The sequence below is a fragment of the Aliiruegeria haliotis genome (genome assembly GCF_003003255.1).
Classification (GTDB): Bacteria; Pseudomonadota; Alphaproteobacteria; order Rhodobacterales; family Rhodobacteraceae; genus Tropicimonas; species Tropicimonas haliotis.
In genome coordinates this window covers 1-21,690 of the sequence record NZ_PVTD01000020.1, presented here as the reverse complement: position 1 = coordinate 21,690, position 21,690 = coordinate 1, and the positions used below count along the sequence as shown (strand labels likewise).

Annotated in this window: 23 protein-coding genes and 1 pseudogene; 12 read left to right on the top strand and 12 right to left on the bottom strand. The window is 62.0% G+C overall.

Features of this window, described 5'->3' with window-relative positions; translation table 11 throughout:
- Positions 1-612: 612 nt before the first annotated feature.
- Genes CLV78_RS22915 through CLV78_RS22905 form a run of 3 tightly spaced genes read right to left on the bottom strand, consistent with a single transcriptional unit; the run spans position 613 to position 2,707 of the window.
- Positions 613-858 carry a hypothetical protein gene (locus tag CLV78_RS22915; RefSeq protein WP_106208399.1) on the bottom strand — a complete coding sequence of 82 codons (246 nt, stop codon included), beginning with the start codon at positions 856-858 and terminating at the stop codon, positions 613-615.
- A 27-nt stretch (positions 859-885) separates the two neighbouring features.
- On the bottom strand, positions 886-2,118 hold the full coding sequence (locus tag CLV78_RS22910; protein WP_106208397.1) for a TCR/Tet family MFS transporter: 1,233 nt from the start codon (positions 2,116-2,118) through the stop codon (positions 886-888).
- Positions 2,111-2,707 (bottom strand): DUF2141 domain-containing protein, encoded by a 597-nt coding sequence (locus tag CLV78_RS22905; protein WP_146136772.1) that lies wholly within the window; start codon positions 2,705-2,707, stop codon positions 2,111-2,113. The genes CLV78_RS22910 and CLV78_RS22905 overlap by 8 nt, the downstream gene beginning before the upstream one ends.
- A 126-nt stretch (positions 2,708-2,833) precedes the next feature.
- Between CLV78_RS22905 and CLV78_RS22900 the strand changes: the two genes are divergently transcribed.
- From CLV78_RS22900 to CLV78_RS22860, 9 genes are all read left to right on the top strand, one after another.
- Complete coding sequence (locus CLV78_RS22900) at positions 2,834-3,613, top strand: LytTR family DNA-binding domain-containing protein (protein WP_211301062.1); 780 nt, start codon at positions 2,834-2,836, stop codon at positions 3,611-3,613.
- Between the two features lie 31 nt (positions 3,614-3,644).
- Positions 3,645-4,085, top strand: a complete 441-nt coding sequence (locus CLV78_RS22895; RefSeq protein ID WP_106208393.1) for a hypothetical protein — start codon at positions 3,645-3,647, stop codon at positions 4,083-4,085.
- Positions 4,086-4,297: 212 nt separating this feature from the next.
- Positions 4,298-4,516 carry a hypothetical protein gene (locus CLV78_RS22890; protein WP_106208391.1) on the top strand — a complete coding sequence of 73 codons (219 nt, stop codon included), beginning with the start codon at positions 4,298-4,300 and terminating at the stop codon, positions 4,514-4,516.
- A gap of 146 nt (positions 4,517-4,662) precedes the next feature.
- Entirely contained in the window at positions 4,663-5,289 is a 627-nt protein-coding gene (locus CLV78_RS22885; RefSeq protein ID WP_106208389.1) for a hypothetical protein, read from the top strand.
- Positions 5,290-5,305: 16 nt separating this feature from the next.
- On the top strand, positions 5,306-5,731 hold the full coding sequence (locus tag CLV78_RS22880; RefSeq protein WP_106208387.1) for a DUF2141 domain-containing protein: 426 nt from the start codon (positions 5,306-5,308) through the stop codon (positions 5,729-5,731).
- Positions 5,732-5,748: 17 nt separating this feature from the next.
- A complete protein-coding gene (locus tag CLV78_RS22875; RefSeq protein ID WP_106208385.1) occupies positions 5,749-6,675 on the top strand; it encodes an ABC transporter ATP-binding protein in 927 nt (308 codons plus the stop codon).
- A 3-nt stretch (positions 6,676-6,678) separates the two neighbouring features.
- On the top strand, positions 6,679-7,923 hold the full coding sequence (locus CLV78_RS22870; RefSeq protein WP_106208383.1) for an ABC transporter permease: 1,245 nt from the start codon (positions 6,679-6,681) through the stop codon (positions 7,921-7,923).
- Positions 7,924-7,935: 12 nt separating this feature from the next.
- Positions 7,936-9,051, top strand: a complete 1,116-nt coding sequence (locus tag CLV78_RS22865; RefSeq protein ID WP_106208381.1) for an ABC transporter permease — start codon at positions 7,936-7,938, stop codon at positions 9,049-9,051.
- A gap of 56 nt (positions 9,052-9,107) precedes the next feature.
- Positions 9,108-9,599, top strand: a complete 492-nt coding sequence (locus CLV78_RS22860; RefSeq protein WP_106208379.1) for a DoxX family protein — start codon at positions 9,108-9,110, stop codon at positions 9,597-9,599.
- Between the two features lie 1,222 nt (positions 9,600-10,821).
- Here the strand turns inward: CLV78_RS22860 and CLV78_RS22855 are convergent.
- Complete coding sequence (locus CLV78_RS22855) at positions 10,822-11,715, bottom strand: AraC family transcriptional regulator (RefSeq protein ID WP_106208377.1); 894 nt, start codon at positions 11,713-11,715, stop codon at positions 10,822-10,824.
- 170 nt (positions 11,716-11,885) lie between these two features.
- Between CLV78_RS22855 and CLV78_RS22850 the strand changes: the two genes are divergently transcribed.
- The 3 genes from CLV78_RS22850 (at position 11,886) to CLV78_RS22840 (ending at position 14,946) form a co-directional block, all read left to right on the top strand.
- The gene (locus tag CLV78_RS22850) at positions 11,886-12,836 is read left to right on the top strand and encodes an SDR family oxidoreductase (protein ID WP_106208375.1); all 951 of its coding nucleotides are present in this window, start codon (positions 11,886-11,888) and stop codon (positions 12,834-12,836) included.
- 557 nt (positions 12,837-13,393) lie between these two features.
- Entirely contained in the window at positions 13,394-13,684 is a 291-nt protein-coding gene (locus tag CLV78_RS22845) for a 2TM domain-containing protein (protein ID WP_106208373.1), read from the top strand.
- A gap of 17 nt (positions 13,685-13,701) precedes the next feature.
- Positions 13,702-14,946 carry a saccharopine dehydrogenase family protein gene (locus CLV78_RS22840; RefSeq protein ID WP_106208371.1) on the top strand — a complete coding sequence of 415 codons (1,245 nt, stop codon included), beginning with the start codon at positions 13,702-13,704 and terminating at the stop codon, positions 14,944-14,946.
- Positions 14,947-14,977: 31 nt separating this feature from the next.
- On the opposite strand, the gene CLV78_RS22835 is transcribed toward CLV78_RS22840, so the two are convergent.
- The 8 genes and pseudogenes from CLV78_RS22835 to CLV78_RS22800 form a co-directional block, all read right to left on the bottom strand.
- Positions 14,978-15,307, bottom strand: coding sequence for a DMT family transporter (locus CLV78_RS22835; protein WP_106208369.1), 330 nt, complete (start codon positions 15,305-15,307; stop codon positions 14,978-14,980).
- A gap of 56 nt (positions 15,308-15,363) precedes the next feature.
- Positions 15,364-16,917, bottom strand: coding sequence for a phytoene desaturase family protein (locus CLV78_RS22830; RefSeq protein ID WP_106208367.1), 1,554 nt, complete (start codon positions 16,915-16,917; stop codon positions 15,364-15,366).
- Entirely contained in the window at positions 16,914-17,837 is a 924-nt protein-coding gene (locus CLV78_RS22825; RefSeq protein ID WP_158263646.1) for an N-acyl homoserine lactonase family protein, read from the bottom strand. Before CLV78_RS22825 ends, CLV78_RS22830 begins: the two co-directional genes overlap by 4 nt.
- 82 nt (positions 17,838-17,919) lie before the next feature.
- Positions 17,920-18,810 carry an SDR family oxidoreductase gene (locus CLV78_RS22820; protein WP_106208363.1) on the bottom strand — a complete coding sequence of 297 codons (891 nt, stop codon included), beginning with the start codon at positions 18,808-18,810 and terminating at the stop codon, positions 17,920-17,922.
- A 43-nt stretch (positions 18,811-18,853) separates the two neighbouring features.
- Positions 18,854-19,048, bottom strand: coding sequence for a hypothetical protein (locus CLV78_RS22815; RefSeq protein WP_106208361.1), 195 nt, complete (start codon positions 19,046-19,048; stop codon positions 18,854-18,856).
- 210 nt (positions 19,049-19,258) lie between these two features.
- A complete protein-coding gene (locus CLV78_RS22810) occupies positions 19,259-20,281 on the bottom strand; it encodes an AraC family transcriptional regulator (protein ID WP_106208359.1) in 1,023 nt (340 codons plus the stop codon).
- A gap of 601 nt (positions 20,282-20,882) precedes the next feature.
- Positions 20,883-21,560 (bottom strand): DNA-binding protein, encoded by a 678-nt coding sequence (locus CLV78_RS22805; protein ID WP_106208358.1) that lies wholly within the window; start codon positions 21,558-21,560, stop codon positions 20,883-20,885.
- 35 nt (positions 21,561-21,595) lie between these two features.
- Positions 21,596-21,690 (bottom strand): annotated as a pseudogene (locus CLV78_RS22800) (IS5/IS1182 family transposase); the annotation flags it as partial.

Genomic DNA, 21,690 nt, shown 5'->3' with positions numbered 1-21,690 from the left:
CCACTCGCGCCAGTAGTCACGGCTGCAGTTCCTTTGCCAGGGCTTTAGGTGTTCGATCCCAGGTTTTGATGGTTCGATCCAATTTTTTGGAATGGAAGGGCGCCCTATGGTCAGCCACGCTGCGGACTCCGAACGCTCGAAAGACCTGCAATCCGAACGACCGATAGTGCTCTGGAAGCAGGTTAGCTGTGGCCGGGGCGAATGACTGTTTCCGGTCCGTTTTGACCAATGCCGCGGCATCAGCTGAAGTCGCCTTTGGGCTTGTAGCTGCCTTGCGGCGGCACAGCGGACCGCCTTTGAAATCCGTTCCGAGAGCAGACATTGCCGCAGTTCAGGTATTTCTCTGTTTGCAGTCGGTTGGCCTGACAAGCGGACCTTCCTTGGCTGGAAGCAGTCTTCGGCCGAACCGGGCCAGAACGACCGCATCGAGCCCCAAAGTGACGGATGCCGCGGACGTTTCCGATGTCAGCAATGGCGACCAAAGCCGCCGTTCAAGTTGCGCCGAGATGGCCGCGGCCCATACACGCTTGGACGACGCACCACGGGGTCCCCGCGTTCCAGAATGCCATGAAGCTTCTCGGTCGAAATCGTGTCCATGATCCGCTCTCCCGATCAGCGCCAGCTTTGGAAGATCGAGCCTAGGCCGACGAGCACGTCGCAGATCATCGCGACCGCGTGGCAGGCGAAGCAGACCGCGAGATAAGCGAACACGGCCGTCAGCGCCCCGGTCAGAACCTTGACGAAGACCGTGATCGAAATGATCGAGCCTCCGATCAATGCAAGTATGGCAATGGTCGCGACGATCGGCACCCAGTCGGGGATGTCACGGGCAATGGAGGGTTTCTTGACGCCGAGCATGGCGGGTGTCCTTTCAAGGTTTGGATGTCATGCGGATTGGGTGGAAGGTTCTGTCCGGCAGAGCGATGCGTTGATGACGAGCGCAACGATCATCAGACCCATGGCCAGAAGGAAGGCCGCGCCCGGAATGTTTGCGATGGCATCGGCACCGCTGAACGCGCTGAAGGTCTGCGTCATCACGAATGGTGAGAAGATCATGGCGACGGCCCGAACCGAGGCCAGAAGGCCCTGAAGCTCGCCCTGGCTGTCATCGGCGACGGCATTGGCCATGCGCCCCTGAAGCGCCGGGGTGACCACCGCGCCAAGCGCGGAGAGTGGTGCGAGAAGCATGACGACCGTGCCGCTTGCGACGATGGCTACAAGTCCGAAGGCGAGAGCGTTGAAAATGAACCCCCAGACGATTGTCCGTGCTTCGCCGAGGCGCTTCAGGACAATCCCGATCAACCCGCCCTGAACGACGGCCATGGCAATCCCGAAGGTCGCGAGCGACAGGCCGACGGTTGCCGCACCCCAGCCAAAACGCTCTTGTGTGAAATATGCCCAGGTTGAGGGGAACACGAGAAAGGCGAATTCGTAGAGGAAGAACAGCGTCAGGATCGGCAGGAGGCCCGGCATCTCGCGCAACTTGGCGAAGACGGCGAAGGGGTTGGCGCGGCTCAGGACAAAGGGGCGCCGGATCGCGTCTGTGACCGTCTCCTTCAGGACGCTTGCGCCGAAGACGAGGTTCACGCTGGCCAGGCCCGCTGCGGCCCAGAACGGCGCGCGGGTGCCGAACTCGGCGAGCAGACCGCCGATGACCGGGCCCAGAACGAAACCAATCCCGAAGGCTGCACCGAGCAGTCCGAAGTTTTTGGCCTTGTCCTCGGGCCTGGAGAGATCGGAGATCAGCGCCAAGGCGGTGGATTGGGTTGCCGAGGTGATCCCCCCGACAAGACGGGCCGCGAACAGGAGCCAGATGGAGCCCGCCAGAGCGAGAACGACATAGTCGGCAGCCATCACCGCCAGCGAGACCAGCAACACCGGACGCCGCCCGAACCGGTCTGACAACGCACCAACCGCCGGCGCAAACAGGAACTGCATGACGGCGTAACAGGTGGCCAGAATGCCGCCCCAGGCCGCGGCCGCGGCGATGTCGCCGCCGGTCACCTCGCGGATCAGGTCCGGCATCACCGGCAGGATCAAGCCCACGCCCATGGAATTCAGGGTGAGCGTCACAAAGATGAACAGGACAGGCAGACGGACGGTGTGGCGATCATTCATGGGAAGCGTCTCCAGTTCTGCGGGAAGGTCGGGGTGTGCCGCGAAGCCAGCGCACCAGGGCAAGCCCGACGAAGACCGCAAGCAGCCCGGGCAGTCCGACGGTGAGCATCTGTGCAAACGCGACGAAAGCGTTGGTGCGTAGCCGGATCAGCTGCTCCTGCGGTTCGATATCCGATGTGGACGAAACCAGGACCCAATCAGGCCGAACCACCTCGGACCAAACGCCCTGTGAGTAGCCCGAAGGCTCCAGCGCGATGCCCGGCAGCAAGGTCTCAAGTGAACCGCTCAGGTTGCGGTCGTGATAGGCGCGAAGGGCATAGGTGCCCTCGAAGCCGTCCAGCGTGACAGTCGCTTCGCGGGCAACGATCCGTGCGGTCAACACCGCATCCGGTTTGCCGTCGCGAAACGTCTCGGCGGAGCCAAAGACCTCGACAACGGCTTGCCCTAGGTCGTCGGAGAAACCTTCGACCGAAATGGTCAGGTCATCCGCCCAAACGGCGCTCGACGACGCTACGACAAGAAGAATGGCGCCGCAGAGAGAAGAAAGGTGTTTCCGGGCGGCTCGGGGATATGTGTGTTCCTGGGTCATGCCCTCCAGAAACCGGAGCACGGGTCGCGGCGCAGCAATTCCTGCGCAAAGGCCAAGCTTGTTTCGCCAAACGCTGCGGTGCTACCGTTCACGAAACGTCAATTGCAGCAGCGCAAAGGAGCGGCGGTGGGCAGACAGCCCTCACTGACAGCGCGGTACGTCATCGCGATTCTGGCGACCTCGGCCTTCATGATCTGGGTGGCCAAGGACGACACGGACCGGCTTGTCGATGTCGGCATCTTCTGGACCCTCGCGATCACGGCCGGCTGGCTGCAGATGTTGCTGATCTCGCGCGGGGTGCGCGCGTCCTTCCGGGCGGAAGCCTGGCCCGGCTGGGCTCTTCTTCTGGCGCAGACCTTCATCGGGGCCGTGCCGCTGACCTTCGAGGTGCGCTGGCTGATGCTGACGATCGTTAATCCCGAAGGCGGCCTACCACCGCCGTGGATGAGCTATCTGAACGTGACCGTGATCAATCTCGTCTTCTCCCTGGTGCAATACACACTGGTGGAGCGTTGGCCTATTCTCACGGTCGCGCGCCCCGAAGAGGAGGTTCGCGCAGAACAGGAACAGAGCGACGCCGCAAACGCCATTCCGACCATCGGGCGACTGAAGCGCCGTCCCGAAGGGTTGAATGGGCGCATCCAGTACATGCAGATGGAGGACCACTATCTGCGGGTGCATACAGACGAAGGCGATGGCCTCACGCTGTACCGTATGGGCGATGCGGCAGCCGACCTCGCGGAGACGGACGGCATGCAGGTCCATCGGTCCTGGTGGGTTGCTCGCGATGCGATACGCGATGTCCGGCGCGAGCGCCACAAGAAGACACTGATCGCGGTCGATGGCACCCAGATCCCAGTGGGACGGTCTTTCGAGAAGACGCTGCGCGAAGAAGGCTGGCTATGAGCGCAAACGCTATGAAACCAGAGTGCCACATATGAGCGGAATAGGCTTCTGGATCATCCAGATCCCCGGCTGGGTGTTGTTCGTCTATCTGGTGGTCGCACAATGCAGCGCCGCATTCAGCTACGCGCTCGGTGTCAGAATAGGGACCCAAGAACCAGCCGAAAACATCACTGAAGTTGGTGTCGCCTTCTTCAAGGGCTACGCTGGTGCGGACCTCGTCTTCTACGCGCCGCTGCTGGGAGTGGCGCTCGGGGCCCACGCCACAGGTCAGGCGTGGGCGGTCGTTGCCCTCGCGGCGGCGCTCGGGGTCACAGCTTATTGGCCCATAGCCTGCCTCTGGTCCGTCAGCGCTGCCAGAGGTAAAGGCGCGTGGACCTTGCCTAGAGAGGGTCAGTACTGGGTCGTTCTCCCAGTCATTCTGATCTGGGCGCTCATCGGTCTCGTCCTGCTCGTGTTTTCTGCTAGCACCTGACGGACTTCAGCATAGCGCCGGATCATCCGAGCGCTTGACCAAACACTACTCCAAACGTCCGCATTTCTGACGCAGTTCGCGAAACGTGAACTGCAGCGACGTAGGCATTTGCGAAGAAAACAAGGGCTCCGCGAAGGATCGCTACCGGGAATCGGCAATTCGGTCGCTTTTGGGTGCAGCACCACATGCTGACACCCGAAAGGAGCCACGCTATGCATCTCATCGTCTTCGCCGCCGAGGTCGCGACAGTCCTCTTCCTCGCGATCTTCTGCCTGGCGCTCGCGTCCGATGGGATCTTCGGCCAGTTCTTCAAGATCCATACCGAAGATCCGGTTGGGCGCTGCCTGATCCGCAATGCGCAGATCGCATTCCTGATCGGCTACCCCGTCTTCTTCGCCTCCACCATCGCCGTCGCTCTCGGGCTCATCTGAAAGGACCGATCCCATGCAGAACCTCTGCCTCTACAAGTCGCTCGCCATCATCCTCGTCTGGGTCGCGGCCCCTGCGCCGCTCTGGATCTGGCCGCCCTCGCTTGGGTGATGTGATCCCGTCCTCCGAATTCGAAAGGACCCGTCCCATGAACATTTCCGCCATCACCCGTGCAGGCGCCGCTGGCATGATCGTCAGCGGTGCCGCGCTCGGCTATTCCTATGTCGCACACCCACATCACATGACGCCTGAGACCATCGCGGCGCCGTTCTGGATTGTGATCCACGCGCTCTTCGCTCTGTCTCTGGCGCTCGGACTGCTTGGTACAACCGCGCTCTACGGAATCAGTGCGGCGCGGGCGGGCGGACGGGGTCTTGCCGGTTACATCCTGCTGTTCTTCGGGATGCAGCTCATCTTCGGGCTCAACTACTACGAAGTGCTGATCGCGCCATTCCTGGCCGCCAACTACAGCCAGGTTATCATGGAACACGGAGCGGGCGACGCCATGGGGCCGGTTGCGGTTTTCTTTCCGCTCGCCGGGGCGCTTACCGTTGCGGGCTACGCATTGCTCGGTTGGGGATGGATGCGCGGAGAGGTGATCCCGCGCCCGGTCGCGCTCGCCCTGATCGTCTCGTCCCTCGCCTTCGGCATCGGTCTCAGCCCGCTCGGAGGGCTCATGACCGCGCGCGTCACCGCTGCAGCGTTCGGGGCATCGCTGGTGGCCGTCGGCATCGCGGCATGGCGAAGGCCATTCGCATCCGTCGCAATCGCCTGATCGGAGGACCCCATCTATGCTACGACCCATCCTCCTGACAGCCGCAATCGTCGCGGGACTTGCCGCAGAGACTCATGCCGCCGATCTCGACATCACGATAAGCGGTGCCACACCGGCCGCTGGCCAGATCCTCCTGTCGGTATTCGATGCTGCCGACAATTGGATGCAAACACCCGTCGCGAGCCGAACAATTGCCATCACCGGGCCGGGCATCGCCACCGCGAGTTTCGACCTGACACCCGGCCGCTACGGGATCGCGGTCATCCACGACGCGAACGGCAATGGCGTGCTCGATACCGGCTCCTTGCGCATCCCCATTGAGGCGTTTGCGTTCTCCAATGGCGCGCGGGCGCGTTTCGGCCCGCCTGCGTTCGACAGGGCCGCCTTCACCTTACCGCCCGACGGCTTGTCCCTGCGCATCCCACTCACCAACGCCAACTGACCGGGAGGATTGTCCCCATGATCGAAGTCAACGCACTTTCAAAGCAATTCGGCAGCTTCACTGCCGTCGATGACATCAGTTTCACGATGCAGCCCGGCGAGGTCTTCGGCCTGCTCGGCCCCAACGGTGCAGGCAAGTCAACGACGATCGGCTGCATCTCCGGCCTGATCCCGCCTAGCTCCGGACAGATCGCGATCTCTGGGCACGACCTCATCCGGGGCCCCCGCGCAGCCAAGGCCCGCCTCGGCATCGTGCCTCAGGAACTGGCGATCTACGAGGATATCTCGGTCGTTCAGAACCTGCGCTACTGGGGCGCGGCCTATGGTCTGCGGGGCGCCAAACTGGCCGAGCGGGTGGCCGACGTTCTCGAAGTCATCGGTCTCGTGGATCGCGGCTGGGACAAGCCGAAAGATTTTTCGGGCGGTATGAAGCGCCGGCTGAACTTTGGCTGCGGGATCGTGCAAGAGCCGGATGTCCTGCTGCTCGACGAACCCACTGTCGGGGTCGACCCACAATCGCGGGAACGCCTGTTCGACATGGTGCGGGCACAGATCGTGCGCGGCGCGAGCGTCCTCTACACCACGCATCACATGGAAGAGGCGGAATCGCTCTGTGACCGCATCGCAATCGTCGACAAGGGCCGCAAGATCGCCGAGGGCACGCTGGCTCAGCTGCGTGCTCAGGTCGGCGAACGCGACATCATCACACTCACAGGAGCCTTCGGTCCGGATCTTGCGCTTAACGACGTGCTGCCAGAAGGCGTTGCCATTCTGCAAGCAGACGTCGACCGCCTGACGCTGGAGACAGAGGATGGCCCCGCGCGGCTCGCCCGGCTTCTCGACGCGCTCTCCAAGGCCGGTGCCGAGGTCCGTGAGACGGTCGTGCGGCGACCGAACCTCGAAAGCTTGTTCCTGAAACTCACTGGCGCCGAGCTGAGGGCCTGATCCATGACATTTCTCATCGCATCCGGTCTGAAGAACCTTCAAAGGATCGCCGTACAGCCATGGTCCGTGGCCATCTGGATCGGTGTGCCCCTGCTGGTCGGAAGTCTTCTTTCCGCGGTCATGGGCGGGTCGGACGGCGAGACGCCGAAAGTCCATCTCCTGATCGCGGACGACGACGGCTCGTTCCTGTCCGGAACGCTCATCGACATGCTGGCGCGCGAGGAACTGGGTGATCTCCTGATCCTGGAGCCCGTGGCCACCGTGTCGGGCAGGGCGATGCTCGACGAAGGCGCCGCCTCGGCGATGCTGGTCATCCCCAGCGGATTTCAGACGGCCTATCTCGCCTCCGAGCCGCAGGCGCTACGGTTGGTGGTCAATCCATTGCAGCAGATTTTTCCGGAGATGGCAGAGGAACTGACCGGCCTGATCGCTGATTTCGGCAGCTACGCACAATTGGCGTTTGGCCCGGAACTGGACACCATGGGCGAGCTGATCTCGGATGCGGAAGACGGCGCAGGGCCGGAGACGGCGGCGGCCATTGGCACGCTGGCCAGCGGAACGGCAACCAAGCTTTTCCGCGCCCTTCCGCTTCTGACGGAAGCGCCTATCGAGATCGCCGTCGAAACGACCGACGGCGCTCGCGAGGCGAGCTTCACCATGCTGTTTTTCCCGGGCCTTCTGATGATGTCGGTCATCTTAGCCGCCCAGGGACTGGCGGAAGACCTGTGGCAGGAACGCGAGATGGGCACGCTCCGTCGGCTGCGGAGCACCATTGCGCCGCTTGGAACCTTCCTGCTGGCGCGCGTCGTGTCGTCCTCATTCGCCCTGGTGCTCGTGATCCTCCCCCTTGGCCTCTTGGGCTTCACGGTGCTGGATCTCGATTGGGGGAGCCTGCCGCTCACGCTGGCATGGCTGACGCTTGCCGGTCTCATGCTGTCGGCCCTCGCCTCGCTCATTCAGGTGCTCGCCCCAACGCGAAAGGCAGCCGCCCTGTTCTCATCGCTGGTGTTCTTCCCGCTGCTGCTCGTAGGCGGGAGCTTCTTTCCGCTGGAGAGCATGCCGGACTTCCTCGCCACTTTCGGCCGCCTGACGCCCAACGGGATGATGCTGGAGCCCCTGAAAGCACACCTGATCGGCACCGGCGAACTGGCCGCGTTTGTCCCGATCCTTGGCATTTCCGTTGCCGCCACTCTGGCCATGACCGCCGCGACCGCCTGGCGCTTGCGGGCTGGCTTTGCAACCCGCTGACCGGAGGACACTATGAAACACACTCTCGCCAATATCTGGTTCATCGCGAATGCCGACGTGCGCTTTGCCCTCAGGGACCGTGCAACGCTTCTCTGGCTCGTTCTCATGCCACCGGTGTTCTTCTTCTTCATCGGCAATATGACCGCCGGTGGATTCGGCGCGATGATGACGGGCTCGGAGATCGTTGTTGAGGCCCCGTTCGAGGCTGATCCGGCAACGGAGCGGTTCCTCGAACTCCTGTCCGAGGGCGGCTTTGTCCGCGCCGAGGCGGGTGAGGACGCGCCTATCTTGCGCCTGTCGGCGCCTTGGGACGGCGCCGATGGTCCGGTGACCGCCACGTATCTTGCAGGCAACCCTACGCCGACGACCGAGTTCGAGGTGCTGCGGCTGCACCGCGCGGCGCTGAGGCTCCAGGCGGAACTGGCCGCCGTCGCTGCACGGGGGGACGATGCATCCACCATTGCCGCTTTCGCGGACGAAGCGCGGGCCTTGACCGTCGAGGTCGAGGCGGCTGGCCGGCTGGGCCGCGTGCCATCGGGATTCGAACAGACGATACCCGGCATCCTCGTGATGTTCACGATGCTTGTCCTGCTGACGTCCGGCGGTGTGTTGCTGCTGATGGAACGCGAGCAAGGGATACTCCGGCGGCTGGCCTCCGCGCCACTCTCCCGACGCGAGATTGTGGCAGGCAAGTGGCTCGGCCGAATGCTGCTGGCTTTGGCGCAGATCGGCTTCGCGATGTGTGTCGGCACCCTCCTGTTCGGCATGGATTGGGGGCCGTCGCTGCCCGCGATCCTTGCGGTCCTCCTCGGCTGGGCTGCGTTTTGCGCGTCTCTCGGCCTTCTGGTCGGATCGATCGGCAGGTCTCAAGGCGAGGTCGTGGGCCTGGGGATGCTTCTGACAATGGTCATGGCCGCGCTCGGCGGCGCCTGGTGGCCGATCGAGGTCACACCGGCTTGGATGCAAACACTGCAACTGGCTGTTCCTGCCGGCTGGACGATGGATGCCATGCACCGGCTGGTGAGCTTCGGCGACGCTCCAGCCACCACGATTCCACACTTCGCCGCGTTGGCGGTTGCCTGCCTCGCCGTCGCAGGTCTCGCCGCGAAGCTCTTCCGGTTCAGCTGAGTTCCAGCCGTAGGCCTTAACAACCACTGATTAAACCCAAATCAGGAAACTCTCCCATGACAACGCCGATCATCATCCTTTGCCTACTTCTTCTCCCTGTTCTCGCCTCATGGGTCATCGGGGGAGCTGAGAAGGCGCGGTTCGGCGGCGTGCTGGGAATCGCGCTCGCATTCGCTTTCTTCGGCCTCGGTCACTACGCCCAGACCGAGGCGATGACCCAGATGTTGCCACCTTTCGTGCCGTTCGCCAGATCGCTGGTCCTCGCGACGGGTGTTCCGGAATACGCGATCGCGCTCGGGATCCTGTTTCCCGTCAGCCGTCGCCTGGCAGGACTGATGGCGATAGCAGTTCTCATCGCCTTCTTTCCCGCCAACATCTACGCAGCCTTCAACCAGACAGGAATGGGCGGACATCGCTGGGGCCCGTTGTACCTGCTGGTACGTGCACCGCTTCAAGCCCTGCTGATCTGGTGGACCTGGCACTTTGCCGTTCGATCCACGAATACTACACGTCCGTTCTTGAACTGGCACTCAGGTAGCCCGGGCTGATTGGTAAGCCTCGCGCGAAAGGGACGGCAAAGAGTCGGAGTGGGGTTTCCGAGGTTTCGTGGACCTTTGTGGGCTAGGGCTTTCAAGCTTCCAGAGAGCACTCCAAAAATGGTCGGTGGCGAGGGATCCCTGAGCCGAGTGCCGGCGGCCGGGATTGTACCATCCCTCGATGAATTCGGAGGTCGCAATGCGGGCCTCGACCTTGGTTCGGAGCGCGAGCCTGTCGAGAAGACTGCATTCGAGCTGTACCAAGGACCTCTCACACATAGCGTTGGCATATGCATCGCCCTCCGATCCCACGGAGCAAGGGACACGTTTTTCCGCTGGATTAACTGGGTAGCTGCTGCAGATTGCAGTCTTGGTGCAACGCAAATTGAAGGTCCGAAAGGCGCGCCAAATCGACCAAGAGCGCTGACGCAGCGAATTCACACTTTGTCCGCATCTTCCCAGTTCGGTGCGGCGAATGGTGGGTTCAGATTTGGGCTTGGCAGCCCGAATTGAAAGTCCGCTTTCGCCTTTTCGCCGCGGGTTTCTCGCATTTGTGCAGAATGACCGCAAACCGCCGTCCTTGCAGATTTCTGCATTTCCAAATCATCTCTTGGACCATCCGCTCTGTACGACAGAATGTTGAGATTGCGGTCGTTCAACTCGGCGATAACTTTGCGAGCGATGCGGTTCCCCAAGAAAAAACTACACTTCCATTCTGAGTTCTGGATGTGTAGGTCCTTGACTAAATGCAGCCCCCGCAACCAAGATAATCACAAAAAAACAAATACATACATATGTCTTAGCGGCGCATGGCATGTCGGCCCGATTGTGCGGTGCTACGCTGGTGCTACGTTCGATGTGGCGTTTCTTGCCCGACGCCGAACCGGGGGCACGTACAGCGTCCCGAGCCGGTGCACGACTCGGATCTTGTTGGTCGATCAGGTGCGCCACTACCCACCTGGGTTATCGGAAGAGCCACGCTCGAAGAGGGCTTGTCAGGTTTATCGACCTACCGGACGCTCGAAGCGTGCGCGAAAGATCAAATTCTTGAGAAACGGTATCGGTGAAGAGGGCGGGAACCAGTCATTCGCCGCAAGGTTCGCCAACGGCGGCTTGTTGGGGCTACTGTCACCATCATGGGTGAGTTCAAGTATAGATTGTCGACAAACGAGAGCACTCGATAGGTCGCAGATAATGCGCGAGCGAAGTGGCTGCGACCAATGCGACTCAGCCGTTAGTTCAATTCGTGCGGTATTTCCAAGGATTGACTCCAGTGTCTGGGCGACTGGCCATACATGCGTTTGATTTCCCGGCTGAACTGGGAGGTGCTGACATAACCCACGTCCATCGCCGCCTCGTTCACGGTCATGCCGCCGGCGATCCGCATCGCGGCGTTGTTCAGCCGCATCGATTTCACGAACTGGATCGGCGACATCGTGGTCGCCTGTTTGAACTTTCGGTGGAAGACGGCCCGGCTCATCCCGACCTGTTCGGCCATATCATCGATCGTGACAGGCTCGTTCAGGCGGTCGGACAGGAATTCGATGGTCCGCGCGATCTCATTGCCTACACCAAAGGCGCGCCGTGCGGCCTCTCCTGCTTCGCCTTTCAGGACGGCGTAGTACAGTTCCCGCAGCCGACCCTCCCCGAGGACAGCCCTGTCCGTTGAGCTGTCGAGCACTTGCAGAAGCCGCAGGAGTGCGTCGGTAAAGGCAGGGTCCCAATGGGAAAGGGCAAGCCCCTGCGGGATCGGGCCGCCTTTGGGCATTCGGATTGCGCCGGTCGCGTTTTCCATCTCGATGGCCAACTCGGTCATTGCCCGCGTGTTCAAGGAGATCAGCACACCCAACAGAGGCGTTTCAGGTGACGCGTCGGGCGTGCCCGCCTCCACCGGCATCGACATGGGACAGCACATGTATCGCGAGCTGTCGTACCGATACCTTTCTCCGTCAAGTATCGCCTCCTTTGACCCGCTCACGACGGCGACCACGCAGGGTTCGTAGACCGCGGGAGCGCAGCGGATTTCTTCGGTTACCCGGAAGAGCTGCACGCCCTTGATCCCGGTTTCCACCGCGCCGTCCTCGCTGATCCGGTTTTCAAGGATGTGTTTGATCTGTTGCTTGCTCATGTTCCTGGACTAAAGCCGGGAGGATGCACCTTTCAACCCAGTAGATACGAATAGGCATGTATTAGAGAGGTATTCGCCTGTTTTTGATCGATGTCGGGCTCTATTTCACTCCCAAGACAACAAAACATTCCACATCGGAACGGCCAGCCAGCGCTGGCAGGAGAATTCAAATGGCAGACACGACATTCGGACCGAACGGCTGGACGCCGGAACGCCTCGGCAACCTTTCCGGCAAGACCTACCTTATCACCGGCGCCAATGGCGGGGCCGGGTTCCAGGCGGCGCGGACGCTTCTGACCAAGGGCGCAAAGGTGGTCATGCTGAACCGCTCGGCCGATAAGTCGCAAGCCGCCGTCGCCGAGTTGAAGAAGGAACTCGGCGCGAATGCCGAGGTCTCCTTCGTCCGCATGGACCTCGCCTCGCTCGCCAGCGTTCGGGAAGCCGCGGCGGAGGTGCTGGAGACGGTTCCGCAGATCGACGCGCTCATCTGTAACGCTGCTATCGCACAGGTGCCGACGCAGCAGTTTACCGAGGACGGTTTCGAGAGCATGCTCGGCACGAACCATTATGGGCATTTCCTGCTCTGCGGACTGCTTTTCGAGCGGATCGAGGCGTCGAAGGGCCGGATCGTGGTCGTCTCCAGCCTTGGCTACAACATGGGGATCAAGGCTATCCAGTTCGACGACATGAACTGGGACAAAAACTACCACCAGAACAAGACCTATTCGCAGAGCAAGCTGGCGCAAATGATGTTCGCCTACGAGCTGCAGGATCGGCTCGAGGCGGCGGGCAACACCAATGTCGAAGTCTATGTCTGCCACCCCGGCTCGTCGCGCACCTCACTCATCACCACCAGCGGCAACCTGGCGACGCGGGTGATGTTCTGGATCATGACCAAGCTGCCGATCACGCAATCGGCCGAGAAGGGCTCCTGGCCGGAGGTCATGTGCGCGACCGAAAATGGTCTGGAGGCCCGTGCCCTCTATGGCCCCACCGGCCGCATGGAGTTCGTCGGCCCGGTCGGCAAGGGCACGCTGCACCCCCACGCCTGTGAGAAGCCGGCCATGGAACGGCTCTGGACGCTTTCGGAAAAGGAAACCGGGTTCGAGTGGATGATCTGACGAAGCCCGACAATTGAAACAAACCACGTGGTGACAATCTGGTCAGGCAGAAACCCGATGTTGGCAAGCTAAAATAGGCCTTTTCAAGTGATGCGCATCAGTGGCAGCGTCGAATTTCGGGAAGAGGCAAATGCCAGCTCTTCCCAGTTCCCGCCATTCGCTGCAGATGAATTAAGCAGGCTTCGGGTTATCCAGGGGCTGGAATGAAGGGCGGCTACCGGACCTTCGCCGCGCGTTGCTGCAACGGAAATTCAGCGGACGTTTCTGCCTTTCGTGATTAGCGGCTGAGGGTCCGTTGACTGCGTAGACCAGACCTCGGGCAGGAGCCGCCTTTCGCAGCTGCAGCAAGAATTCTGAGCGCACATGCGGCCCGAAACCGACCTTCACAACAAGAGCATCGGAGGTCCGCTAAGCCGCAGCCCGGCAGGAGCGAATTCTTGAAGCAAATAGACAGGCACCTGGATTTGGCGGCTGCCCAATGATCTCGCTCAAGACCAACAATTGCGATTTCTGGTAGGTTCAAAACTGATCGTATCGCTGAGCTGGAGGAGGCGACGATGACACAGACAAGGAAATATGCGCTTGCCAGACAGCGCGCCGAGGCGAAATACGGTTTTTTCGTTCATGCCGGGGTTTATGTCGCTGTCATGGTGCTGCTGGTGGTGATCAACGTGCTCACGGCGCCGGAAACACTCTGGTCCATCTGGCCGATGATGGGGTGGGGGCTGGCTGTCGTGCTTCATGGAATTCGGGTTTTCCGGTCGGGTGGGAAAAACACCATCCTTGATGCATTGACCGAGGACGAACTCCGGTGTTCGGAAGCTGACAGACACAACGAAGGCACCTAGCGGATGGTTCCGGCGCAATGACGGAGCGTGCGTTTGACATCGTGTTGTGGGGGGCAACCGGGGCCACGGGCCGCCGGGCCGCCCGGCATCTGGCGAGACGATGTGATGATCGCCGCCTCAGGCTGGCAATTGGCGGGCGCAACCGGGAAAAACTGGAGGCCCTGCGCCACGATCTGCCGAAGGGGGGCACCCCTCTCCCAGTTCTTGTCGGAGACAGCCACGACACCGCCTTCATGGCAGAGATGGCTGCCCGAGCGCGGGTGATTGCATCAACGGCCGGACCGTTCGCGCTTTATGGAAGCGAGCTGGTCGCAGCCTGTGTGGAGAACGGCACGCAGTATTGTGACCTGACGGCCGAGCCGCAATGGATGCGTGCAATGATCGACGCGCATGAGGAAAAGGCACGCGAAACGGGCGCCCGGATCGTGCATTCCTGCGGGCACGACTCGATCCCGTCCGATCTGGGGGTACAGTTCCTGCAGGATGCGGCACTGGCGCGTTTTGGCGGGCCGTGCAAACGCGTTGCAACACGGGTGACGCGCCTGAAGGGCGGCTTCAGCGGGGGTACAGCCGCGAGTTTCCTCAACGCCATGCGGCTGCGCGAGTCAGACCCGGATTTCGACCGGCTGTCAGCAGACCCATATGCGCTCTGCCCCGACGGCGAACGCGAAGGCCCGGACGGACCGGACCGCATGATGCCTGTCAGGGTGACCTGGGATGCCGACATGCAAGCTTGGACCAAACCCTACTTCATGGGACCGATGAACTCCAAGGTCGTGCGGCGGACGAACGCGATAATGGGGTACCCCTACGGCCGCGACTTTCGCTACGAAGAAACCGGCCTGACCCGAAGCGGTATCGGTGGCTGGTGGGCAGCCATGAGCAGCATGCTGTTCGGGCGGCTGTTCCTGACTGCCATGGCGATCCCTGCAACTCGCGGTTTCCTTCAGCGAAACATGCTGCCGAAGTCCGGCGAAGGGCCAAGCAAGGAAGTTCGAGAGACCGGCTCTTACGAGATCGTTCTTGTCGGAGAAATGCCCAATGGCACGATCCTCAAGGCCCGGGTCACAGGGCAGGGCGACCCGGGCGTGCGGTCCACCACCCTGATGCTGACCGAAGCGGCGCTGTGTCTTGCGGAAGATCAGGACGGGATTTCGGTGGGCGGTCGTTTCTGGACCCCGGCAGCCGCGATGGGCGGGCTGTTGCGGGACAGGATCACCAAACATGCCGGCATGAGCTTCGAACTGACGGACACCCTCTAGCATCGGCCCTACAAAGTGAAGCCCGCACTTGCTAGCCGCTGGTGGCTGTCGATAGCGCGTTCAGCACGACGACCCCGGCAAGGATCAAGCCAATTCCGAGATAGGCGTAGGCGTCGAGCGTCTGACCGAACACCACCGCCCCCATCAGCACGACACCCGCAATGCCGCCACCGGCCCACACGGAATAGGCGATGCCCAGGGGCATGGTCCGGACGACCAGCGACATGACATAGAATGCCGCGCCAAAGCACGCCAGGGTCAGGCTGGCATAACCGATCCTGGTGAAGCCGTCCGAAAGCTTGAGCGCGGCGCTGGCGAGGATCTCGATGCCGACCCCGATGGAGATTAAAAACCAATGCACTGGATTGCTCCTTTGCTTAAGGCCCGTCACGAATGTGGTAGGTAGGGTTTGGCCGCTCACCCGCGGAAATGGCGAAACACCTTCGAATCCACACTCGCGGCCGACAACAAGCCGCCCCAAAGCGCACCCGGGATCCCGGGGCTCGCCACATCCTGACCCGCGAGGTAGAGACCCGGAATCGGCGTTCTTGCCCTGAGCGCGTCGCACATCATGCGCTGCGGCGTGACATCGAGGCCGTAGAACGCGCCCTTGCGATGCCCGGTGAAGTTGACGGTCGACAGCGGCGTCGCCAGGTCCTTGAACACTACGAGCTTGGCCAGGGCGGGGAAGTGCCGCTCGAGCTCTGCCATCAGCGTTGCTTCGGCCCTCGCCTTGAAGTCCGCATAGTCATCGCCTCGGGTGCCGGCGGGGTGTTCTGCCCAGCGGGCAACCTGCGACCACTCCGCCCAGACCAGGATCTGTGCTGTGTGTCTCTGGCGCGGACCCGGGTCATGCGCCGGATCCTTGAGCGACCCGAAGGACAGCGTCAGGTGGGGCGGTCGCCCATCGGGCGCGTCGGTCCAGAGGACATCGACGTCTCCCGTCGGGTAGATCCAGTGGTTCGCCCGGGTGGCCCCCGCCGCCTCGATATCGCCTTCAAGGCCGAGGAACATGGTGAAATGGGCAACGCTCGACGGCAAGGCACGGATCTCGGAAGCCCATTCCTGGTCGGCAAGACCCGCGGGCAACAGCGTATCGACGGTCTCCCGAGCGCCGATGTCGGAAATCACGACCTTCGACTGGATGTTTTCCCCGTCGCCCGTTCGGACGCCGACAACCTCGTCGCCTTCGACGAGCACTTCCGCCACGCGCACGCCACTGCGGGCTTCCCCCCCGTTCCTGGTGATCGTGGGAATGATGTGCCTTGCGAAGGCCGCGCCCCCGCCCACTGGAAACCAGGACCCGCTGTGAAGGTAGTACCCGGCGACCAGTGCGTGCATGGCAAAGCTCGCCTTGCTCGGGCGTCCACCGTGATCGCCCCATTGGGCAGCCATGACAGCGGCAAGCTCGGGATGATCCGTGATGTCGTCGATGACCTCTTGCGTTGTTCTGGCAGTCCACTTCGAGATGGCGCGACGGTTCCACCAATCGAGGAGGTTACCGGCGATCTCCGGCATCGCGCGGGTCGGGAACATCGCCATCGCGGCGTCCTTTCCCTCGCGCAAGGCATGTGTCCAGGCTTCGATCGCGTCTGCCTGGTCGGGGAAGCGATCCGTGAGGTCCATTTCCTGCGCTTCATAGGGACGTGAAAGCGACAAAGGCTCCGATGATCCGATATGAACCGTGTCGTAGATGGTTCCCAGGGAAACGAACTCCATCGGCCTGTCGCACAACCAATCCAGAAGCCCACGTTCCCGGTCGCCCGGGGCCATATGGCCCAGGTAGTGGAGGCCGACATCCCATGAGAAACCGTCCCGGGAGAAGCTGTGTGTGAGTCCACCCAGCGTTTGGTGTTTCTCAAGAAGGAGAACCCTGTGACCGACCCTGCTCAAGGCGGCTGCCGCAGCCATTCCACCCATTCCCGACCCGATGACGATGGCGTCCCAACTGTCTGTTCCTGCGTGTGTCATGTCGCACCTTCTCCCCTTTCGGCTGTGGGACGGGTGGCGCGCTCGATAGCCTCGCGCGCCTCAAGATCATGCGAGGCCACGATTTCCAGCTCCGGCAGTCGTTCCTTCAACCTTCGGACTTTCGCGAAGGAGGCCAGAAGAGTTTTCTTGTCTCCGGTGCCTGGCACCTGGTCCGCTTCCAGCAGGGCGGTCTCGTAGGTGAGATCGGCGACAAGAAGGATTGGCGTCCAGCCTTCCTGCCGGATCAGCAGGGATATAGATCCCGGCGTATGCCCGGGTGTCGGCAGCAGGATCATGGAGCCGTCGCCCTCGACATCGTAGATACCGCCAAATCCCTCAAACAGCGGATCGTCGCTTGGCGTGAACGAGATCTGCCGCCATTTCGCGGTCGGCAGGTCGATATGCTCGCGCAGTATCCATTCCCGTTCCGGATGCGGCTCCGACAGCATGGCCCATTCCCGGTCGCTCACCAGCAGATCGGCCTGCGGGATCTGCGCAATTCCCCCGACATGATCGAAATGAAGGTGCGAGATGATCGCGGTGCGAATATCGCTGGCAGCGATGCCTGCATCTGCAAGAACATGGTCGACCCGATCTCTCTCATTGAGATGAAGGCGGAAGATCCGCGGCAGCAGGAAACGCCCGACAGCCTCGCGAATATAGCTCTTGTCGGTCACGATGGCCGGGTCGATACCCGTATCGAAGATGATCGGCCCCTTGTGGTGCTGGATCAGGAAGAACTGAAGCGGCAGCGGCACCCAACTTCGACCAAAGAAAACCCACCAGAGCTGCGGAAGCGGGCTGCCATACCGGTGTTCCTTGTGCTGTTCGGCGGAGCCGGAGCGGAAAACTCTCAGAGCGGTGATCGAGCGTCCGGGCATTGTGGTTGTGCCGGAGAGTCCGGTTTGGTCATCGGCCATCTGCAATCCTCCCAAATGCGTCTTGATGGACATGTGAAACTGGGTGTCGGGCGCGGATACCCGTGTGAGCAGGGCATTGGTGTCAGCTTTCTTTCGTCGTCCTGTTTCCCATCGGCCGGCTGGCCGGCTTTTCGTTCGAGAGTGCTTGGAAGTGATCGGCAAGGCGGTGGTTGCCGCGGGGCACGCCGACCATGTCCATGGACATCGCGTTGAGGAAAAACTGCGCTGGCCCGGATATCCGACGCGGCGTGACCCAGGGCAGGACACGCAATGTCAGACGGCGCAGCCCGTCCGGCAGGCGAGTGATTTTTGCGGGTCGTCCGAGGGTGTCGAAGGCCAGTTCGGCAACCTGGACATGGCTGAAGGTCTCGGGCCCGCCGACATCAAGCCAGGGCTCCCCGGCGTCAATGGCATCGGCGGTGGCGGTCGCAAGATCGGCACCGTGGATCGGGTTGATCCTGAACCCGCCATCCCCGAAGAGCCAGGCCCGGCCGGATTTGGCCATCGCAAAGAAATCCCCCATGTCTGAAAAGAACCCCGACGGGGCAATCACCGTGGGGGCGATGGAGGATGCCTGAAGCGCGCGTACGAATTCTGCCTTCGCGGCGACGAGCGGGACATGCGACATGCGATCCGCGTTCAGGACGTGGACATAGGCGAACCGCGCGACACCGGATTGTTCCGCCTGCCGCAGCAGGTTCAGATTGGCCCGGTAGTCGACATCGCGATAGCTCAGCCCATCCGCCTGCCGAGTGATACCAAGTGCCGACACCACGATGTCGGCGCCAGCCATGACATCCTTGAGCGTCTCGGGCCGGGTCGCCTGGGCCTCCACGAGACTGTCGGCACAAAGGTCCTGCGTGCGACCCGCATCGCGCACCAGCGCTATGACATAGCTGCCCCGTCGGCTGAACTCGGCACAGAGATGGCGTCCGAGATACCCGGTCGCGCCTGCGACGAAAACGGTGTGCATGGGCGTTCCTTTCATGCTCGGGACCGCCGGGGCCGCGCCGGGGCTACCGGCGCAGCCCGACCAACGGCGCTTCGAAGCTGAGAGAGATCTGCCGTTCAGGCGTATCGGGCAGACCGATATCGCGCCTTAAGTGGATGCTCTCGATGCTCCTGTCCGAAACTTTCTTTCGGAAATCGCCCGCCAGCAGAGAATTGAGGGTGTCGAACCGGTGACGACGGAGGTGAAGCAGATCAGACATGGGCGTGTCTCCAATTGGACGGAAACCGGGCCGCCCTGGGGATTGTGACGGCGAGGTTTTCTAACGGGCAGCCGCAGCGCTTCGACGTTTCGGTTCGGCGAAGGACTCGCTGCCACACGTGATGTGCTGAAAGTATACCGCTTCGCGATACGTGCCGGCATGACCGGGCGCATCATGCAATTGACACTTCGTGCCAATCGGCAGCCTCGACTATGTTTCGTGGGCTTCCCGGTAGGCGGCCGGACTCAAGCCGGTCCAACGCTTGAAGGCGCGCACGAAGGAGGATGCCTCGGAGAACCCCAGCAGGTAGGCCGCCTCGTTGACCGAGATCCTCTTGGCGGTCAGGTAGTCGCGCGCCATTTTCTGGCGCAGGTCGTCATGAACCTCGGCGAAGGTCGCGTTCTCGTCCTTGAGGCGCCGATAGAGCGTCTGCCGGCTCATCCCGAGGTCCCGCGCCACGTTGTCCATTGAAAGCGAGCCCTTGTGCAGTTCCGACAGGATCTGAGCCTCGAGCCGCGCGCGTGTCGTCTCGGCGCATTCGAGTTCTGCCAGCAAGATGTCGGCGTGGCGGGTGAACAGACCGAAGGTATAGGGCTGCGGAACAAGTGTGTTTTCCTCCAGCCAGCCCGGGTTCAGATGGATGGCGTTTCGCCCGGCTTCGAACTGCACCGGTGCCCGGAAAATCTCTTCAAATAGCGCTCGGTGCGCCGGCGGGGGGAAACTTACCTGCACCTCCAGGGCGAACTCCCGTCCCGGCGCAGCCTTCCGGAAGCCCACGATCAGGTTGGCGAAAGTTTCCTCGATCCCCACCGGGGCGACATCGGCGCCGGGAAAATGGTCGATGAGCCAGAGTGCGGCACCTTCCTGACGCAGCTCGAACCGGTCCGCTCCGCCAGCAACCGGAAGGTCCGCGATGATCCGCGTATACCTGTTCAGATGCCGAATGGCGGCGTCGAGCGGGCCGGCCGCCTCGACGATCAAGCCAACGATCGAAACCCTGTCGATACTCGTCTCGGCAGCATGGCGCATCGCCAGGCCGGTGTCCCCGGTGGCGGCAACAGCGGCGTCGATCAGCGCAAGATAGGCATCCGCCGGAATGCGTCCATCCGGGTCGCGCAACTCTGCATTGGAAATCCCGCTGGCATGAAGCAGGGACGCCTCGCTCACACCACGGTTCACGGCGAAATCGACGAAGGACGCCACCAGACTGGCGATCAATGTTGGCCCCGCCATGAAAAACTCCAACTCTGGGGCCGGCTGGACGTGTGCCCCCTCAACCGAACACGACTGTATCCGTAAAACAGCTTTCTCGGCCAGTGTTCCCGACAGTACGACAATGCCAGCGAAACGCATGTAAACGCAGTCTATGGAAGGCGGACCGCGTATCATCAATCGACCGCACGAGGTATCTGCGTTCGACGGGAGCAGAATGGATAACCGCCAACAGACTTTGGCGATATCCGCAGCGAGTGACGGGTGTCCGCCCGCGTTTACCGATACGACAAGATCGGCGGTAGCGATTTCGCACTCGCGGCGAATGTCAGGTACTGGAAAAAGCTGCCTTCGATGCAACCCGCAGAAAATCGCAGAATGGGCTCTCTGCAGCCGTTCTCTGCGACATACGCGAAGGGCGGCTGTGGGCCGATAGCGTCGCTTGAGTTCGCTCTGCGCCGACGACGTCGTGAGTCTCAACAAAGGGCAGGAATGCGCAAGAACCTGTCGTTTCACCAATCTGGTCTTTCTCCCGCCACGAACTGCAGCAGGACACCAAATCCACCGTCAGCACCGTCAGCCTGCGAGATTGGGCTGACGGTGCTGACAGTACTGACGGCGATCATGCGCATTCCAACACGATCTGGCGGACACCTTCCTTGCCATGGCGCGCGAAAGTGAGGGATATGCCCTGGTTCCGAAGCAGCGGTTGCACCCGGCGGAGGTCGGAGGCGAGGCGGGCCGCATCTTTGGGGAAGGTCATGGCGTCGGCACATGTGAGGGGAAAGCGGTTCCTGAGCATGGCGTGCAGTTCCGTTGCCGTTCCCCCCCAAGTGGTCTCGGCGCGGGCCAGTGCGAGGGTCGCTTCCGCCACCGGATTGCTCTCGATGGCCGCGAGCGTCGCCCGGTTGCGGTTCTCCGCATAGGTCTCAAGGAAGCTCCCTTGCGCCCATCCGAATGACGTCTCGGCTGCGGTGATCCAGCGGGCGAAATCGGCGAGGCGGGGCCGTTCGGTCAAGGTGACCGCTTCGAGGTTGGCCATGGCACAACTCACGCCATTCAAAAGTGCGCCAAGGATCGCCGGGGCCGCCTGATCGAAATCGTCCCAAAGTTCCCGTTCAAAACGCCGCTCGCTGCCAGATATCACCGGCAGGTGCACGATGATCGCCCGGTCGGCCAGATCGGCACGGCTGGCGAGATCCGGGATGCCGTTCAGCAGGCAGGGGCGGGTCACGTCGAACAGGACCTCTTCGGCGTTCGTATGCAGCTTGCGGGTGCCGAAACCGCCACCTGTTGCCATTCGACAAAAGGCGTCGGCAAGACTAGGGTCAGGAATCATTTTGGCAGCCAAAAGAAGACGATGGCTGCGATGCAGATGGCAGACAGGAACAGGTCTCCGCATCTTTCGTAGCGGGTGGCGATGCGGCGCC